Annotated in this window: 14 protein-coding genes; 4 read left to right on the forward strand and 10 right to left on the reverse strand. The window is 61.9% G+C overall.

The genetic code is table 11. The annotated features are described in order from the left end of the window. The 6 genes from nuoC to ACF8O8_RS00515 all read right to left on the reverse strand — a co-directional run bounded on the left by nuoC (position 1) and on the right by ACF8O8_RS00515 (position 6879). Positions 1 to 1782, reverse strand: a complete 1782-nt coding sequence (gene nuoC, locus ACF8O8_RS00490) for an NADH-quinone oxidoreductase subunit C/D (protein ID WP_010954900.1) — start codon at positions 1780 to 1782, stop codon at positions 1 to 3. A 79-nt stretch (positions 1783 to 1861) separates the two neighbouring features. After that, positions 1862 to 2539 (reverse strand): NADH-quinone oxidoreductase subunit B family protein, encoded by a 678-nt coding sequence (locus tag ACF8O8_RS00495; protein WP_003251429.1) that lies wholly within the window; start codon positions 2537 to 2539, stop codon positions 1862 to 1864. Between the two features lie 9 nt (positions 2540 to 2548). Then, entirely contained in the window at positions 2549 to 2962 is a 414-nt protein-coding gene (locus ACF8O8_RS00500; protein ID WP_003251427.1) for an NADH-quinone oxidoreductase subunit A, read from the reverse strand. Between the two features lie 383 nt (positions 2963 to 3345). Continuing rightward, positions 3346 to 4008, reverse strand: coding sequence for a lysoplasmalogenase (locus ACF8O8_RS00505; RefSeq protein WP_392509097.1), 663 nt, complete (start codon positions 4006 to 4008; stop codon positions 3346 to 3348). A 290-nt stretch (positions 4009 to 4298) separates the two neighbouring features. Continuing rightward, positions 4299 to 5624, reverse strand: a complete 1326-nt coding sequence (gene aceA / locus ACF8O8_RS00510; RefSeq protein WP_010954897.1) for an isocitrate lyase — start codon at positions 5622 to 5624, stop codon at positions 4299 to 4301. A 490-nt stretch (positions 5625 to 6114) separates the two neighbouring features. Beyond that, the gene (locus ACF8O8_RS00515; protein WP_392509098.1) at positions 6115 to 6879 is read right to left on the reverse strand and encodes a secretin N-terminal domain-containing protein; all 765 of its coding nucleotides are present in this window, start codon (positions 6877 to 6879) and stop codon (positions 6115 to 6117) included. Positions 6880 to 7004: 125 nt separating this feature from the next. Between ACF8O8_RS00515 and ACF8O8_RS00520 the strand changes: the two genes are divergently transcribed. The 3 genes from ACF8O8_RS00520 to ACF8O8_RS00530 all read left to right on the forward strand — a co-directional run bounded on the left by ACF8O8_RS00520 (position 7005) and on the right by ACF8O8_RS00530 (position 11469). Continuing rightward, positions 7005 to 8180, forward strand: coding sequence for a hypothetical protein (locus ACF8O8_RS00520; RefSeq protein ID WP_392509099.1), 1176 nt, complete (start codon positions 7005 to 7007; stop codon positions 8178 to 8180). Between the two features lie 53 nt (positions 8181 to 8233). Continuing rightward, positions 8234 to 9943, forward strand: a complete 1710-nt coding sequence (locus tag ACF8O8_RS00525; RefSeq protein WP_392509100.1) for a S8/S53 family peptidase — start codon at positions 8234 to 8236, stop codon at positions 9941 to 9943. Positions 9944 to 10026: 83 nt separating this feature from the next. Then, positions 10027 to 11469 carry a SulP family inorganic anion transporter gene (locus tag ACF8O8_RS00530; protein ID WP_049588236.1) on the forward strand — a complete coding sequence of 481 codons (1443 nt, stop codon included), beginning with the start codon at positions 10027 to 10029 and terminating at the stop codon, positions 11467 to 11469. Between the two features lie 130 nt (positions 11470 to 11599). Here ACF8O8_RS00530 and fusA read toward each other — a convergent pair whose 3' ends face one another. Continuing rightward, entirely contained in the window at positions 11600 to 13711 is a 2112-nt protein-coding gene (gene fusA / locus ACF8O8_RS00535) for an elongation factor G (protein WP_010954893.1), read from the reverse strand. Positions 13712 to 13784: 73 nt separating this feature from the next. Next, positions 13785 to 14210 carry a hypothetical protein gene (locus tag ACF8O8_RS00540; protein ID WP_014755923.1) on the reverse strand — a complete coding sequence of 142 codons (426 nt, stop codon included), beginning with the start codon at positions 14208 to 14210 and terminating at the stop codon, positions 13785 to 13787. A 246-nt stretch (positions 14211 to 14456) separates the two neighbouring features. Here ACF8O8_RS00540 and ACF8O8_RS00545 point away from each other — a divergent pair, with 246 nt between their 5' ends. Continuing rightward, positions 14457 to 14759, forward strand: coding sequence for a hypothetical protein (locus tag ACF8O8_RS00545; RefSeq protein WP_392509101.1), 303 nt, complete (start codon positions 14457 to 14459; stop codon positions 14757 to 14759). Between the two features lie 3 nt (positions 14760 to 14762). On the opposite strand, the gene ACF8O8_RS00550 is transcribed toward ACF8O8_RS00545, so the two are convergent. Together ACF8O8_RS00550 and gcvA are read right to left on the reverse strand one after the other, a co-directional pair. Further along, positions 14763 to 16013 (reverse strand): aspartate aminotransferase family protein, encoded by a 1251-nt coding sequence (locus ACF8O8_RS00550; RefSeq protein WP_010954890.1) that lies wholly within the window; start codon positions 16011 to 16013, stop codon positions 14763 to 14765. Positions 16014 to 16192: 179 nt separating this feature from the next. After that, positions 16193 to 17089: a transcriptional regulator GcvA gene (gene gcvA / locus ACF8O8_RS00555; protein ID WP_392509102.1), complete on the reverse strand. Its 897-nt coding sequence runs from the start codon at positions 17087 to 17089 to the stop codon at positions 16193 to 16195. Positions 17090 to 17329 lie beyond the last annotated feature (240 nt).

Genomic DNA, 17329 nt, shown 5'->3' on the forward strand with positions numbered 1-17329 from the left:
TTAGCGGTCCACGTCAGCCATAACGAAGTCGATACTGCCCAGGTACGCAATGAGGTCGGCAACCATGCTGCCTTTGATCACCGAAGGGATCTGCTGCAGGTGCGGGTAGCTCGGGGTGCGGATCCGGGTGCGGTAGCTCATGGTGCCGCCATCGCTCGTCAGGTAGTAACTGTTGATGCCCTTGGTCGCTTCGATCATCTGGAACGACTCGTTGGCCGGCATGACCGGGCCCCACGAGACTTGCAGGAAGTGCGTGATCAGGGTTTCGATGTGCTGCAGGGTGCGCTCTTTCGGCGGCGGCGTGGTCAGCGGGTGATCCGCCTTGTACGGGCCTTCCGGCATGTTGCGCAGGCACTGGTCGATGATGCGGATACTCTGACGCATCTCCTCGACACGGACCATGCAGCGATCGTAGGCATCGCCGTTGTGGGCCAGCGGTACTTCGAACTCGAAGTTTTCGTAGCCGGAGTAAGGACGGGCTTTACGCAGGTCGAAGTTGCAACCGGTGGCACGCAAGCCGGCACCGGTGGTGCCCCATTCCAGCGCTTCCTTGGTGTTGTACGCGGCAACGCCGATGGTACGGCCCTTGAGGATGCTGTTTTGCAGGGCGGCCTTGGTGTATTCGTCGAGGCGCTTGGGCAGCCACTCGACAAAGTCCTTGACCAGCTTGTCCCAGCCACGTGGCAGGTCGTGGGCGACGCCACCGATGCGGTACCAGGCCGGGTGCAGGCGGAAACCGGTGATCGCTTCGATCACGGTGTAGGCGCGCTGGCGGTCGGTGAAGGTGAAGAACACCGGGGTCATGGCGCCGACGTCCTGGATGTAGGTACCCAGGAACAGCAGGTGGCTGGTGATGCGGAAGAACTCGGCCAGCATGATGCGAATCACGTCGACCTTCTGCGGCACCTTGATGCCGGCCAGCTTCTCTACCGCAAGCACGTACGGCAGGTTGTTCATCACCCCGCCGAGGTAATCGATACGGTCGGTGTAGGGGATGAAGCTGTGCCAGGACTGGCGCTCGGCCATTTTTTCGGCGCCACGGTGGTGGTAGCCGATGTCCGGTACGCAGTCGACGATTTCTTCACCGTCCAGCTGCAGGACGATACGGAACGCACCGTGCGCCGAAGGGTGGTTGGGGCCGAGGTTGAGGAACATGTAGTCCTCGTTGGCGCCCTGGCGCTTCATGCCCCAGGCTTCCGGGTTGAAGCGTGCCGATTCCTCTTCAAGCTGCTGCTTGGCCAGGGTCAGGCTGTAGGGGTCGAACTCGGTCGCACGAGCAGGGTAGTCCTTGCGCAGCGGGTGACCTTCCCAGGTCGGCGGCATCATGATGCGGCTGAGGTGCGGGTGGCCGGCAAAGTCGATGCCGAACATGTCCCAGACTTCGCGCTCGTACCAGTTGGCGTTTGGCCAGATGCCCGTCACGGTCGGCAGGTTCAGGTCGCCTTCGCTGAGCGACACCTTGATCATCACATCGCTGTTACGCTCGATCGACAACAGGTGGTAGAACACGCTGAAATCGGCGGCTGGCAGGCCACGGCGCTGGGTGCGCAGGCGCTCGTCGACGCCATGCAGGTCGTACAGCATGCTGTAAGGCTTGGCGACGCCGCGCAGGAAGCTGAGCACCTCTTTGAGCTGGGCGCGTTTTACCCACAGCACGGGCATGCCGGTGCGGGTTTCCTGGGCGACGAATGCGTCGGCGCCAAAACGGTTGTTCAGTTCGACGACCACATCCTGGTCGTCAGCCTTGTAGGGCGGAATGAAAATAGCGTTGTCCGCTGTCATGGTCTCGGTCGCTTTGGGTCAACGTTAAGAATGAAGCCAGGCCGCCGGCTCCTTCGGGAGCGGGCGGCAGGTCGCTGGATCAGACTTCGTCGGGGCTGCGCAGGTTGGTTACTGCAATGCGCTGCTCACGACGCAGGTCTTTCTGGGCTGGCATCTCGGCACGGTAAATACCTTGATCACCAACAACCCAGGAAAGCGGGCGTCGTTCTTGGCCGATCGACTCCTGCAGCAGCATCAAGCCTTGCAGGAAAGCCTCAGGGCGTGGCGGGCAGCCAGGCACATAGACGTCCACGGGGAGGAACTTGTCGACCCCCTGAACGACCGAGTAGATGTCGTACATGCCACCGGAGTTGGCGCACGAACCCATGGAAATGACCCATTTCGGCTCGAGCATCTGCTCGTAGAGGCGCTGGATGATCGGCGCCATCTTCACGAAGCAGGTACCGGCAATGACCATGAAGTCGGCCTGACGCGGCGAGGCCCGGATGACTTCGGCGCCGAAGCGGGCGATGTCGTGGGGTGCCGTGAAGGCCGTGGTCATTTCCACGTAGCAGCAGGACAGGCCGAAGTTGTACGGCCAGAGGGAGTTCTTGCGGCCCCAGTTGACCGCGCCACGCAGCACATCTTCAAGTTTGCCCATGAAGATGTTCTTGTGGACCTGGTCCTCCAGCAGTTGATCGGTGACGGTTTCCCGTTCACCGACCGGGTACTGCTCGTTGGGCGCATCCGGATCGATTCTGGTGAGATTGTATTGCATGCCAAAGCCTCATTGTTTCAGCTTCGCTTGCCGCTTGCGGCGACCTTCGGGAGCCCAATCAAGTGCCCCGACGCGCCATAGGTAGACAAGACCTGCCAACAGAATTGCTATGAAAACGAGTGCTTCGACGAATCCGGTCCAGCCGCTTTCGCGGACGGACACAGACCATGCAAAGAGAAAGAGGGCTTCGATATCGAAGATCACGAACAGCATCGCGACCAGATAGAATTTGGCGGACAGGCGCAGGCGAGCGCTGCCGACGGGCAGCATGCCGGATTCGAAGGGTTCGTTCTTGGCGCGGCCCCAGGCCTTGCTACCGAGCAGGCTGGACAGGCCGAGCATGAAGGCGCACAGGCCGACGACACCCAGGAGGAAGATGGCAAAGCCCCAGTTGTGGGCGATGAGTCCTGCCGAATCGGACATGCTAGAAATCCTTATACAGAGACCCAGCTCTGCAGTCTGAAATAAGTGTAGAGCGGCGACTTGGCGTCGCACATGCAGTGACCAAATGTCGCAGCCGGATCAATCGCGCTGATTTTATGGGTAAACCTGGTGCAAGTAAAATTTCTGTCGCAAATTTATTCGTAGGATTAAGTACAAAAACCGTTCGTAACTGGCTGAGAGCCTTGAAATTCGGGCATTACGCGCGGTTTTGTTAATTATGTTTCTTGCAGCGGGTAACGAATTGCAAACCCTGTAATGATAATTAATATCATTTGAACTGCTGCGCTCGAATTTCGCTGTTCTGCGCCTTGTAAAGTTCATCTGGCGATTCCCCCTACTTGCAATTGCAAAAAACCCTTGTTCTAGCAGCTCTCGGTCCTGCGCGCACCGCTCTGGGTCAATACTTTATCGGTTGAGCGATGACCGACTGATGAAACGATGGCCCATTGGCCGAGCCAGTAGGCGAGGATGATCAGGTACGGTGCGGCGGCGAACGGGCTGATGAAGCGGTCGATGCCGATCAGGCTGTCGGAGAACACGAACAGGCCGGCACCCAGTGCTGCCACTCCCCCGCAGGCCAGTGCGCGCCAGAGCATGGCGCTGATGGCCAGGGCGTAGAGTGCTACCGGGATCAGCAACGGGCCGAGGCCGTTGTTGGCCAGTACGCCGAGCAGCGCGATGCCAGTGATTGCGCTGAAGATCAGTGCGGGCAGGGCGGGGCGCAGGGTAATGCCGCAATAGCCGCGCAGGTAAGCAAGATGGGCGCAAAGGAAGGCGGCCAGGCCGAACACGAACAGGTCGGCGGGGATGGCCAGCAGGATGTCACCGAGTACCGAGAAGCCCAGGCCGATCGAGATCCACGTGCGATAAGGCGAAACCGGGGTGCTGCGCAGCCAGGCAATCAAGGCCAGCACCGGGATGGGTTTGGCCATCAGGGCGAGCATGGTGTTGTCGCTGGCCAGTGCATATATATAGAGGGCAGCGGCGGTCAGGGCGAGAATCATCAGGTGGCTTGGACGAGGCATGGGCGGTCCTTGCTGCTGGGCTGCCACAAGCATAGCCCTGATCCGGGGTTTTGCTGTGGCCTGTGCCGGCCCTTTCGCGGGTGAACCCGTTCCTGCAGCGGCCTGCGCCCAATCGCCGATGTGTGTCTCCTCCCGATCAGTGTAGGTGCGGGTTTACCCGCGAATACGGTAGCGGCGGAAACGGTGAACGGCTGGTAAAAATTGGCCAGCAGGCCCGGCCCTTTCTCGGGTAAAAACAAAGGCCCGGAGCTTTCACAAGCCCCGGGCCTTTGTTCAACGGCAACCCACTATCAGTGGAACTGCTCTTCCTCGGTCGAACCGGTCAGTGCAGTCACCGACGAAGCGCCACCCTGGATCACGGTGGTCATGTCGTCGAAGTAGCCAGTGCCCACTTCCTGCTGGTGCGCCACGAAGGTGTAGCCCTTGCTGGCATCAGCGAATTCCTGCTCCTGCAGCTTCACGTAGGCGGTCATGTCGTTGCGGGCGTAGTCGTGCGCCAGGTTGAACATGCCGTGCCACATGTTGTGGATGCCGGCCAGGGTGATGAACTGATGCTTGTAACCCATGGCCGACAGTTCGCGCTGGAACTTGGCGATGGTGGCGTCGTCCAGGTTTTTCTTCCAGTTGAAGGAAGGCGAGCAGTTGTACGACAGGATCTGGTCCGGGTACTCCTTCTTGATCGCCTCGGCGAAGCGGCGGGCTTCGTCCAGGTCCGGCTTGGCGGTTTCACACCAGATCAGGTCGGCGTACGGGGCGTAGGCCAGGCCGCGGGCAATGGCCTGGTCGAGGCCGGCGCGGACCTTGTAGAAGCCTTCGCGGGTGCGCTCGCCAACCACGAACGGCTGGTCGTACGGGTCGCAGTCGCTGGTCAGCAGGTCGGCGGCGTTGGCATCGGTACGCGCCAGGATGATGGTCGGTACACCCGACACGTCAGCGGCCAGGCGAGCGGCCACCAGCTTCTGCACGGCTTCCTGAGTCGGCACCAGCACCTTGCCGCCCATGTGGCCGCATTTTTTCACCGAGGCCAGCTGGTCTTCGAAGTGCACGCCGGCGGCGCCTGCTTCGATCATGTTCTTCATCAGCTCGTAGGCGTTCAGTACGCCACCGAAACCGGCTTCGGCGTCGGCCACGATGGGCGCGAAGTAGTCGATGTAGCCGTCGTCGCCCGGGTTCTTGCCGGCTTTCCACTGGATCTGGTCGGCGCGGCGGAACGCGTTGTTGATGCGTTTGACCACGGTCGGTACCGAGTCGACCGGGTACAGCGACTGGTCAGGGTACATCGACTCGGCCGAGTTGTTGTCGGCGGCAACCTGCCAGCCGGACAGGTAGATGGCCTGGATGCCGGCCTTGACCTGTTGTACAGCCTGGCCGCCGGTCAGGGCGCCCATGCAGTTGACGAAATCTTTGTCGGGGCGGAAGGACGGGTGGGCACCTTCGGTGACCAGCTTCCACAGTTTTTCTGCGCCCTGACGCGCAAAGGTGTGCTCAGGTTGCACGGAGCCACGCAGGCGAACGACATCAGCGGCGGTGTAGGTACGGGTCACGCCTTTCCAGCGCGGGTTTTCGGCCCAGTCTTTCTCGAGGGCTGCAATTTGCTGTTCGCGTGTCAGTGCCATGGAAATAAACCTCGTCGCATCGATCTTGGGTTAATTGTGCTGATGCTCGGAGCAGATCAGGTGCCTGGCGGCTGTCCTGTTCGCAGGAATGCGGCGGCGAACGCGAAGGCTCGAAGGGGAAGGTTGGGCAGGCCAGGCGAAGGTGCGCTCCGGCAGGTCGGCTCGTGGTTGCCTTGCTGCGGTGCTACGCGATTGCCAGTACTGCGGTGATGCGCTTCCGTCCCTCGGGACAACTTCTTCGTTGCAGTCGCAATCCCGTCGAACCGCCTTGTGGGCCGTATAGACACGAGGCGCCTCCTGGGGTGGAAGGAGCGCGCCCCGAAGGCCCTTGCCAGGGCCCCTGATTAGCGGGAGCGAGGCCATCATGCCCTTGGGAAAAAGACCCTGTCAAATGTTTTGTAGTGCTTTTTTGTACTTACTACATCTTTGGTCTAATGCGACTTGGCAGTCAGTTTCAAGGCCTTTGGTCGAAGCCTTGAATTGCCTGGGATCAGTCGACAAGGTCGACTTTGACACGCAATGTCATGTTTTCACCCCGTTGGGTGCTGTACGTGTGGCTTGACGCGCTGCGGTCGGCTTGGCTCTGCTGGTTGAACCCCGCCAGGGTGATCCACTCGCCGAGCTTACCCGTGACTGTCGTGTCGGTACTTTGTACTTTCACTACATCTGCACGTTCATGGCTGATACGGTCATTATTGCTGCTTATTTGCAGACGAACCGTTTCGCCGCTCAGGCTCGGGGTTACGTAGAAGCCTTGGGTCACGTTGCGGTATTCGGTGTTGCTTTGAATGCGCCCATAGCCGTCTGTGCTGGTGCTGGTAATGGGGATGCTCTGGCCCACCTGGATCAGTGCCGGTTGCCCTTCGCTGGCTTGTACCTGTTGCATGCCGCCGTCGCGGTTGCTGGTGCCGTAGTGAATGACGCGTGCGTTGCCGCGGTTGCCCTGGAAGTTGCTGTCGTTGTTGTCGACGCTGATCAGCAGGCGCTTGGGCGCGGTGTCCAGCTGTTGCAGCAGGGCGCGCAGGTCGTCGATGCGCTCGGGGCTGGCGTTGACGATCAGTTTGTTCTCGAAGGCGCTGACCGTGCCGTCCTTGCCGATGAAGGCCTGCAGGGCGGGCAGCAGTTCGGCGCTGCTGCGATGCTGAAGTGGCACCACCTCGGTGGCGGCATGGGCGGTGAGGCTGGCGACCAGCAACAGGGAGGTGAAAAGGGGGCGTAGCGGCATGTCCATGATCTCCGCAGGTGGAATCAACATGATGGCAAATTTGCTGACTTTTTGCCGGATCTGGATCACGCCGGCACTGTTGCGGACGGTCGTATTATCCTGGTTTATCTTGTAGGCTATAAATTATAGTAGGCAAGATAATTGAGGTTAATTGCATGTCTCCCGTTCGCCCGCTCCTACGCCGTAATCAGTTGGCCACCGCACTGGCCCAAGACCTGGCCGGCGAGTCGTTGGTCGATTACAGCTCGGGCATGTTCCTGGCCGCGCCCCGGCGTACGGGCAAGAGCACCTTCCTCAACAACGACTTCATACCGGAATGCGTACAGCGCGGCTGGCTACCGGTTTACGTCGACCTGTGGTCGGATCGCGACGCCGCCCCTGCGCAGCTCATCAGCGGCGCCATCGGTACTGCGCTGGCCAGATTCGAAGGTGCGCTGGCCAGGACCGCGAAAAAGGCCGGTATCGACAAGATCAACCTGCTGCGCACCCTGAGCTGGGATTTCACCCGCCCGCAACTGCCTGCGGGGACTACCCTGGCCCAGGCGCTTGCCGTGTTGCATCAAGTATCAGGGCAGTTGGTAGTACTGATCATCGACGAGGCTCAGCACGCCCTTAACAGCGAAGATGGCCTTAATGCGATGTTCGCGCTGAAAGCCGCGCGTGACCACCTTAACCGTGGCGACCGTCCGGACGGCTTGCGCCTGGTGTTCACGGGCTCTAGTCGCGACAAGCTGGCCAACCTGGTACTCAAGAGCAAGCAGCCATTCTTTGGTGCCAGCATCACGCCATTTCCGTTGCTGGGGCGTGAATATGTCGAATTCATCACCGCCTTGTGGAACCGTCGCCTGGCCGACAGTAACCAGTTCAAGGTAGAGGACCTGGCATACGCGTTCGAATTGGTCGGCCGGCGCCCGGAAATGCTCAACAAACTGTTGGCCGAAGTTAGCGTCGGCCTGGGTGAGGCGGGCAACCTGGGTGAACTGCTGCGCAATGGGGCGCTGAACCATCAAGCTGGGGTGTGGAGTGACTACGAAAGCGCTTGGAACGAACTTACGCCGTTGCAGCAGGCCGTGCTAGAGGTCATGGCCGAGCGCACGCTGGGCCGGCAGCCGTTTTCCCCGTTTACCGAGCAAACCCTGGTTGAGGTCAGCCGCAAGCTGGAGCAGGCCCAGGCGGTAGCCAACGTCAACACGGCAAACGTACAGAAGGCCCTTGATGCCCTGCGCGACAAGGAGCTGGTATGGAAGGCCAATCGTGGCGAGTACGCGTTGGAGGATACTTCCATGGCCGAATGGCTCGCCCGCGACCAGGCAGTTGTCAGCCACAGGTGAACCTTTGAGGTGCCCCGTAAGTCGCACTCACAGGGAGCGCGTGGGGTGATTGCATGAAGGGTGTCCTGATCTTGCTGTTGTGGCTTTGCAGTCTTGGTGCACAGGCTGCAGCGGACACGCTGCGCATCAAGCAGCTGCAGCGTTGCGGCGACTTGTTCAGCGATAGCCAGCAGCGATGGTGCCTGCGTGTCGAAGGGCTCCGGGCAAATCTGCCAACGGTATGGCTCGGCGGTACGCGGCTGTCAGAAGCCGACATCGAGCGCCAAGGTGACCGGCTAACGTTGAAACTGGCGAGAGAAGCCCAGCGCAGCGCCCCGCTCTGGCTGGCCGATGGCGGCCGCACCAGCAACCCGGTATGGCTGAGCCGCCAACGCAGTCATGTGATCGCCGCAGGGCCCGATGAAGTGGCGAAGAACATGGACGGCCTGACCACCTATGTCGATCTGGTCAGCTTGTTGATCGAAGAAAAATACGACGGCCTCGGCGAGGCCCGGCGCATCGCCGGTAAATACGGCGCCCAGGTTGTCGGTGCCATACCGCCGCTGAATGTCTACCAGCTGCGCTTGCCGGTAGAGGACCTGGTGCAGCGCGATGCGATGGTCCTGCGCATGGGTAGTGAAGTCAGCGTGGATGCCGTGATTGTCGAAGAATCCGCCCCCGAGCGCGGGGAGGAGGGCAATGGGCGCGGCACCCGGGCCATCGACCAGGCGGACGAATGGGCCGCCAACCGCTTCATGGACGCGCTGTATTTCTACCGGCGCCGGATTGCCGCCTCTGGCTTGCCGGTGAAGCCCGTGCGGGTCGGGGTAATCGAGCGCGAAGTGGACTTTGACGCCCCGGGGTTCAGCCATTATCGAGGGGGCTGCGAACAAGGCCAGACATGCCTCTACGCTCGCGACGGTAACCGCCCGGCAAGCCACGGCAGCCACGTCGCAGGCATTCTCGCTGCGCAGGGTGAGGGCTTTTTGCCGGGGCTGGGCAAGCACAGCCCTGGCTTCGAGGTGATGGTAGAGCGCAACTCGGATGCCGGTATCACCGCCAACATCGCTGCCTCGGTGAACCTGGTCGAAGATGGCGTGCGGGTGCTGAACTGGAGCTGGGGCATTCACCGGGTCGGGGCACGCAATGTGAAGGGTGATGAGGTCGATTCGCTGGTGCGCTCCGGGCTGGCAATGAGTGGCTACGAGGAGTTGCTTGAGGAGTTCTTCCTCTGGCTGCGCAAGGAGCACCCTGATGTGGTGGTGGTGAATTCGGCGGGCAATGGTGCGTCCTGGTCGGGGACCGATGAATATCGCCTGCCTTCGTCATTCATCACCGAACAATTGCTGGTGGTGGGCGGGCATCAGCGCAGTGGCAAGGCTACGGCAGTTGAGGCCCACGATCATGTGCGCAAGCGTCACAGTTCCAATATCGACATGCGCGTGGATGTCAGTGCTGCTGCCTGCATACGCCCCGTGTCTGCCGAGGCTGCGCATTGCGGCACGTCGTACGCAACACCCTTGGTGACTGCCACTGTGGCGACGATGCTGTCGATCAACCCGGCACTTACCCCGGAACAGGTGCGCATGTTGTTGCGGCGCAGTGCCTTGACCCTGGGCGCCGAACAGGATTTCGAAGCGATGGATGCCGAAGACCTGACGGCGCCGATCCTGCCCTCAGAGCGTGGTGGCCGCCTGAACGACCCGGACCTGGGCCGTTCGGCGCGCCTGGACATGCAGCGTGCGCTGGACCTGGCCGTGCAGAGCCTGGAACGGGTGCGTTGAGCGGTGGCCGCTGTCAGACAAATTCCGTAACATCGCGCCCCTCGTTTTTCTAACGTCCGTCAGGACTGCACCACAGGAAGCCCATGAAGCCCGCCCGACTACGCGCCGACCTGCTCGCCGGCCTCACCACCTCGTTCGCCTTGGTCCCCGAGTGCATCGCCTTTGCCCTGGTGGCCCACCTCAACCCGCTGATGGGCCTGTATGGCGCGTTCATCATTTGTACCCTGACGGCGCTGTTCGGCGGGCGGCCGGGGATGATCTCCGGCGCTGCCGGTTCGATGGCGGTGGTGATCGTCGCCTTGGTGGTGCAGCACGGCGTGCAGTACCTGCTGGCCACGGTGCTGCTGGGCGGTGTGGTGATGATCCTGTTCGGCCTGCTGCGTCTGGGCAAACTGGTGCGCCTGGTGCCATACCCGGTCATGCTTGGCTTCGTAAACGGCCTGGCCATCGTCATCGCCATGGCTCAGCTGGAGCATTTCAAGGACGGCGAACACTGGCTCAGTGGCACGCCGCTGTACCTGATGATCGGCCTGGTGGCGCTGACCATGGCGGTGGTTTATGTGCTGCCGAAACTGACCCGCGCGGTGCCGCCGGCCTTGGTGGCGATCCTCGGTGTTGGCCTGGTGGTGTACGTGCTCGGGCTGCCTACCCGCACCCTGGGCGACATGGCGCACATCGCCGGTGGCCTGCCGGGGCTGGCGCTGCCGGATGTGCCTTGGAATCTGGAAACCCTGAAGATCATCGCCCCCTACGCGGTGCTGATGGCCATGGTCGGCCTGCTGGAAACCCTGCTCACCCTCAACCTGACCGACGAAATCACCGAGAGCCGTGGCTTCCCGGACCGCGAGTGTGTGGCATTGGGCGCTGCGAACATGGTGTCGGGCCTGTGCGGCGGCATGGGCGGCTGCGCGATGATCGGGCAGACGGTGATCAACCTCAGCTCCAATGGCCGGGGGCGGTTGTCGGGGGTGGTGGCCGGGGTGATGATTCTGCTGTTCGTGCTGTTCCTGTCGCCGCTGATCGAGCGTATTCCACTGGCGGCGCTGGTCGGAGTGATGTTCGTGGTGGCCCAGCAGACCTTTGCCTGGGCGTCGTTGCGGGTGTTGCACAAGGTGCCGGTGAATGATGTGCTGGCGATCGTTGCGGTGACTGTGGTCACGGTGCTGACCGACCTGGCCATGGCGGTGCTGTTCGGTATCATCATCGCGGCGCTCAACTTTGCCTGGCAGCATGCGCGGGAGCTGTATGCCGACACCCATGAGGACGCGGAGGGCGGCAAGTGTTATCAACTGCATGGCACGCTGTTCTTTGCCTCGACCACCTCGTTCCTCAACCAGTTCGACACGGCCGGGGACCCGGCCCAGGTCACGCTGGATTGCCAGCATTTGAGCTTTGTCGATTATTCGGCCGTTGCGGCGCTGAAAACCCTGCGCGAGCGCTATGCCAAGGCGGGCAAGCATTTGCGCGTGGTGCATTTGTCGGAGCGGTGCAAGAAGCTGTTGAAGCGGGCGGGCGAGCAGCATTGAAAACTGTTGCGGTCTGTGCCGGCCTCTTCGCGGGTAAACCCGCTCCTACAGGGGGGCGCACAATGTTTGGGCCTGCGGCCATCCTGTAGGAGCGGGTTTACCCGCGAAGAGGCCGGCACAGGAGAACCGCTTACTCCCCGCGGCTCTTCTTGACGATGCCATCGGCAATGCTCGCCGGGGCCTCGGCATAGCGGGTGAACTCCATCGAGAAGCTGGCCCGGCCCTGGGTCATCGAGCGCATCGAGGTGGCGTAGCCGAACATTTCACCCAACGGCACTTCGGCACGTATCACCTTGCCAGCCGGTGTTTCATCACCGTCCTGGATCATGCCGCGACGTCGGCTCAAGTCGCCGAGGATGTCGCCCTGATATTCCTCCGGCGTCACCACCTCTACCTTCATCACCGGCTCCAGCAACACTGCGCCGCCTTTCTGCGACAACTGCTTGGTGGCCATTGACGCGGCGATCTTGTAGGCCATCTCGTTTGAGTCGACATCGTGGTACGAGCCGTCGAACACGGCGGCCTTGAGGTTGATCAGTGGGTAGCCGGCAAGCACGCCGTTCTTCATTTGCTCCTCGATACCCTTCTGGATGGCCGGGATGTACTCGCGGGGTACCACGCCGCCGACGATCTCATTGATGAACTCCAGGCCTTCTTTGCCTTCATCACCGGGGGCGAAACGGATCCAGCAATGGCCGTATTGGCCACGGCCACCGGACTGGCGCACGAAACGCCCCTCGATCTCGCAGGTATTGCGGATTTTTTCCCGGTAGGCCACCTGCGGCTTGCCGATGTTGGCCTCGACGTTGAACTCGCGGCGCATGCGGTCGACGATGATGTCCAGGTGCAGCTCGCCCATGCCCGAGATGATGGTCTGGCCAGTCTCTTCATCGGTACGCACGCGGAATGAGGGGTCTTCCTGGGCCAGCTTGCCCAGCGCGATGCCCATTTTTTCCTGGTCGGCCTTGGTTTTCGGCTCTACTGCGACGGAAATCACCGGGTCGGGGAAGTCCATGCGTTCGAGAATGATCGGTTTGTCCATGTCGCACAGGGTGTCGCCGGTGGTCACGTCCTTCATGCCGATCAGTGCGGCGATATCGCCGGCACACACGTCCTTGATTTCGGCACGCTGGTTGGCATGCATCTGTACCATGCGGCCGATGCGTTCCTTCTTGCCTTTGACCGAGTTGAGTACCGCATTGCCTGAACTGAGCACGCCGGAATAAACGCGGGCGAAGGTGAGGGTGCCGACGAACGGGTCGGTGGCGATCTTGAAAGCCAGTGCCGAGAACGGCTCTTTGTCGTCGGCGTGCCGTTCCAGGTGCTTTTCTTCATCATCCGGGTCGGTGCCGCGGATGGCAGGAATTTCCGACGGGGCGGGCAGGTAGTCGATCACCGCGTCGAGCATCAGCGGCACGCCCTTGTTCTTGAACGATGAGCCGAGGATGGTGGGCACGATTTCGTTGGCAATGGTGCGCTGGCGCAACCCGGCCTTGATCTCTTCGATGCTCAGCTCCTCGCCATCGAGAAACTTCATGGTCAGCTCGTCATTGGCCTCGGCCGCAGCTTCGATCATGTGCGCGCGCCATTCGTCGGCCAGAGCCTTCAGTTCGGCGGGGATTTCTTCTTCGCGGTAGCTGGTGCCCTGGTCGGCATCGTTCCAGTAGATGGCCTTCATCTTCACCAGGTCGATCTGGCCCATGAAGTTTTCTTCGCTGCCGATGGCCAGCTGGATGGGCACCGGGTGGTGCCCCAGACGTTGATCGATCTGCTTGACCACGCGCAGGAAGTCGGCCCCCTGGCGGTCCATCTTGTTGATGTAGGCCAAGCGTGGCACGTGGTACTTGTTGGCCTGGCGCCAGACTGTCTCGGACTGCGGCTCGACGCCGTCCGCGCCGCTGAAAACCACGACCGCGCCATCGAGCACGCGCAATGAGCGCTCCACCTCGATGGTGAAATCGACGTGGCCTGGGGTGTCGATGATGTTGAAACGGTACTTGTGGGCGAACTGCTTGGTCGAGCCTTGCCAGAATGCTGTGGTCGCCGCCGAGGTGATGGTGATGCCGCGTTCCTGCTCCTGGGCCATCCAGTCCATGGTCGCCGCGCCATCGTGCACTTCGCCCATCTTGTGGTTGACCCCGGTGTAGAACAGGATCCGCTCGGTGGTCGTGGTCTTGCCGGCATCCACGTGGGCGACGATGCCGATATTGCGGTACAGCTCGATGGGCGTTGTGCGGGCCATGGCGGACTACCTGTGGGTGGACGGATTCCACCAAGTTAGCAGACCGGTGGAATCCTGCCCTGCCACCGGGCCGTCAGTCGGCCTGGGCTTGCAGCATCCACTGGCCATCCACTTCACGGGCCAGGCCGCTGGCCGGCAGCAAGGCCAGCAGGCGCGTGTGCAGGGCGGCCTCGGTGAAGGTCTTGAGGGTGGTCAGGTCCAGCGCGCCGACCAGGTTGAGATCAGCCTTGGTGTACGACAGCCAGGCTTTTTTCAACACCTGGGCGACGTCGCTGCCGGCGGTGGTGGCGAACCGGCGGTGCCACTGGCGGCCTTCGAAGGTGAAGTTATGTGCGTGGCTGTAGGTGCTTTGGTCGGCGCCTTCTACGCAGCGGTGGCAGCGGCATGGGCCCTCGCCGAAGGCATTGCGCAGGTAGCTGTTGAAGTCCACGACGGGCTTGAGGGACAGGCGTTTGTCGACTTCGAACAGGTCGGCGATCAGGGGTTCTTCGGCGCTCACTCGGGATCCTCGTGTGGTGTGGCGTGCATCGGCGGGCACCCTAACAGATCGGGGCATTCAGATCACCTGTTGCAGGCCCGGCTCTTCCCAGGCAGACCCGCCCCTCACAGGTGCCCTGCATACCCCAAGCAACATGCGATCGCTGTGGGAGCGGGCGTGCCCGCGAAGAGGCCAGTAGAGACAACAGAGACGGCCTGCCGTACTCTACGCGCCCGTACGCCTATACACCCACCGAGGTAACCCCGTTTGAGCACCAAGTACCCGTACATCGCCACTGTGACCATCAGCGCCGAAGACCGTGGCGGAGATACCGAGGCTTCGGAAAACCCCAAGATGTGCGTGGGCCTGGAAGCGGTGACCGAAACCCTGAAGAAGGTGCATTTCGTCGGTACGCTCGCGGCCCCTGAGAAACCGGCCACGCACATTTGCGTGACCCTGCAGAACGGCCTGACCTATTACGGCCCGATCGTCAACGGCCATGCCGAACTGGAAGGCGGCTGGATCGCCTTCGAGTCCGACATGCTTACCCCGGAAGAACTCGGCCTGTAAGCCTCAGTTCAGTTCTGCCAGGCACTGCTCGAGGATATCCAACCCCTCCTCGAGCACCTCGGCCTCGATAGTCAGCGGTGCCAGCAGGCGAATGATGTGCCGCGCCTTGCCGCTGGGCATCAGCAGCAGGCCCCTGGCTCGGGCGGCCTCCATCACCTTGGCCAGTTGTGCCGGTGCCGGGCTGCCATCGGCATTGGCGAACTCGATCCCTCGCATGGCGCCCACGCCGGTCAGGCGGCCGATGTACGGGCTCAGGCCCGAAGCCTTCCAGCGCTCATAGCGGCTGACGATGGCCTGTTCCTGCCGTTCACCCCAGGTTGCAAGGTTTTCGTCGGTCATCTGCGCCAGGCTGGCCAAGGCCGCCGCACAGGATATCGGGTTGCCCGAATAGGTGCCACCCAGGCCGCCCTTGGGCAGCGCCGCCATCAATTCCTTGCGCCCGACCACTGCACCCAGCGGCATACCGCCAGCGATGCTCTTGGCCAGCAACAGCAGGTCGGGCTCGATGCCCAGGCGCGGAAACGCGAAGCGCTGGCCGGTGCGGCCGAAGCCCGACTGGATCTCGTCGATGATGATCAGGATGCCACGCTCGTCGCAGAAGCGGCGCAGGGCCTGGGCGAAGGCCGGGTCCAGGGCAAGGAAGCCGCCTTCACCCTGCACGGGCTCGAAGATGAACGCCGCGACGTCCTCCACCGCCAGCTCGACGCTGAACAGGCGGTCCATGGCCTTGAGCGCTTGCTCGCAGGTAACTCCGGTATCCGCGCTGGGGTAGGGCAGGTGATACACCGGCCCGGGCAGTTCGCCGACCCGCTGCTTGTAGGGGGCGACCTTGCCATTGAGGTTCAGGGTGGCCAGGGTGCGGCCATGGAAGCCGCCGTCGAACGCGATGATGGCGCGTTTGCCGGTGGCGCCACGGGCCACTTTCAGGGCGTTTTCCGCCGCTTCCGCGCCGCTGTTGGTGAGCATGCCGGCCAGTGGGTAGCTGACTGGCACAAACTGGCTCAGTTGCTCCATCAGGGCCAGGTACGGGCCGTGGGGGGCCGCGTTGAAGGCGTAGTGGGTCAGGCGGGTGGCCTGAGCCTGGATGGCCTCGACCACAGCGGGGTTGCAGTGGCCCAGGTTGAGCACGCCGATACCGCCGACGAAGTCGATGTAACGTTTGCCGTCAGTGTCCCAGACTTCGGCATTACGGCCATGGGAAAGTGTGATCGGGTGAACGATGGCAATGGATTGGCTGATACTTTCCTGGTTCATGGGGCACGCGGACCTTGTTCGAGTTTCTTATTATCCAAGCGTGTCGGCGGGTTATTCCGCAAACGAATTATTCGATTGCGATCATTCCATGGATTCGTGATCTAGCCGGTTTTTTGGGTTGGCTGTGCCGGCCTCTTCGCGGGCAAGCCCGCTCCTGCCAGAGGCCGGGGCAGGTCAAATCAATCGCCTTCAGCCACCCGCTCCCGGATCCACTGCACGAAGGCCCTGATCTTGGGCACTTCGGCCGCATGCTCGGCATGCGCGATGAAGTGCCTCCCGTTGCTTGCCACAGGGTGGTCCCAGGCCACCACCAGCTTGCCTTCGCTCAGCTCTTCGGCCACCAGATAGCGGGGAATCAGGGCTATGCCGCAGCCGGAGATGGCCGCGCGGATACACAGGTAGAACGTGTCGAAGCGCGGCCCGTGGTAGCTGTTCTGGCTATGCAACCCAAGCCCCAGGAACCATTCATGCCAGGCCTCCGGCCGCGACACGCATTGCAACAGGCGGTGCTCAGTCAGCGCCTGGGCGCTGTCGAAACGGTGGCTGGCCAGCAGCTGCGGGCTGCACACCGGCACCACTTCTTCGCTGAACAACTCGATGCAGGTCGCCCCGGGCCAGGTGCCCTGGCCGAAGAAAAAGGCGACGTCCGCCTTGGCCTGTACCAGGTCGAATGGCTCCAGCTCGTTGCGCACATCCAGGTGAATGCGTGGGTAGCGGTCACTAAAACCCTTGAGCCGGGGCACCAGCCAGCGGGCGCCGAAGGTCGGCTGGGTGGCGATGCGCAGCACTTCGGTTTCGTCGCCGTAGCTGAGGATGTAGCGGCTGGATATGTCGATCTGGGTGAGGATCTTGTTCACTTCGGTGAGGTACAGCGCGCCGGCCGGGGTCAGGTGCAGGCGCCGGCGAATGCGCTGGAACAGCGAGTGCGAGAGCATGTCCTCAAGCTGCGCGACCTGCTTGCTGACGGCGCTCTGGGTCAGGTGCAGTTCCTGGGCCGCGCGGGTGAAGCTGAGGTGGCGAGCGGCCGCTTCGAAGCACTGAAGGGCGGTGGTCGAAGGCATCAGGCGTTTGGACATGACGGGCGAATACCGAGCAAAAAAGGAAGGAGTTCATTCCATAAAGGAATTATGTGGTTCGAAAAGGTCGTTTGTTGACCCCGGCCTATAGATTAATACTGACCTGGATCAACGATTACAACCGGTCATGCGAAGAGGAGGTCAATACCCGCTTCGGTCCTCTGCAAAACAACAACAACACACATCAGAAATTTATAAGAATTCTGCTCAGACCTTCAGCCGCTTTGCTGCGGCCGACCC

Source organism: Pseudomonas sp. TYF_14, assembly GCF_043105275.1.
Lineage (GTDB): Bacteria > Pseudomonadota > Gammaproteobacteria > Pseudomonadales > Pseudomonadaceae > Aquipseudomonas > Aquipseudomonas alloputida.

Excerpts from the sequence above, each read along its gene's own strand:
- nuoC (WP_010954900.1), bottom strand. The coding sequence starts at position 1,782 with ATGACAGCGGACAACGCTATTTTCATTCCGCCCTACAAGGCTGACGAC.
- ACF8O8_RS00495 (WP_003251429.1), bottom strand. The coding sequence starts at position 2,539 with ATGCAATACAATCTCACCAGAATCGATCCGGATGCGCCCAACGAGCAG.
- ACF8O8_RS00500 (WP_003251427.1), bottom strand. The coding sequence starts at position 2,962 with ATGTCCGATTCGGCAGGACTCATCGCCCACAACTGGGGCTTTGCCATC.
- ACF8O8_RS00505 (WP_392509097.1), bottom strand. The coding sequence starts at position 4,008 with ATGCCTCGTCCAAGCCACCTGATGATTCTCGCCCTGACCGCCGCTGCC.
- aceA (WP_010954897.1), bottom strand. The coding sequence starts at position 5,624 with ATGGCACTGACACGCGAACAGCAAATTGCAGCCCTCGAGAAAGACTGG.
- ACF8O8_RS00515 (WP_392509098.1), bottom strand. The coding sequence starts at position 6,879 with ATGTTGATTCCACCTGCGGAGATCATGGACATGCCGCTACGCCCCCTT.
- ACF8O8_RS00520 (WP_392509099.1), top strand. The coding sequence starts at position 7,005 with ATGTCTCCCGTTCGCCCGCTCCTACGCCGTAATCAGTTGGCCACCGCA.
- ACF8O8_RS00525 (WP_392509100.1), top strand. The coding sequence starts at position 8,234 with ATGAAGGGTGTCCTGATCTTGCTGTTGTGGCTTTGCAGTCTTGGTGCA.
- ACF8O8_RS00530 (WP_049588236.1), top strand. The coding sequence starts at position 10,027 with ATGAAGCCCGCCCGACTACGCGCCGACCTGCTCGCCGGCCTCACCACC.
- fusA (WP_010954893.1), bottom strand. The coding sequence starts at position 13,711 with ATGGCCCGCACAACGCCCATCGAGCTGTACCGCAATATCGGCATCGTC.
- ACF8O8_RS00550 (WP_010954890.1), bottom strand. The coding sequence starts at position 16,013 with ATGAACCAGGAAAGTATCAGCCAATCCATTGCCATCGTTCACCCGATC.
- gcvA (WP_392509102.1), bottom strand. The coding sequence starts at position 17,089 with ATGTCCAAACGCCTGATGCCTTCGACCACCGCCCTTCAGTGCTTCGAA.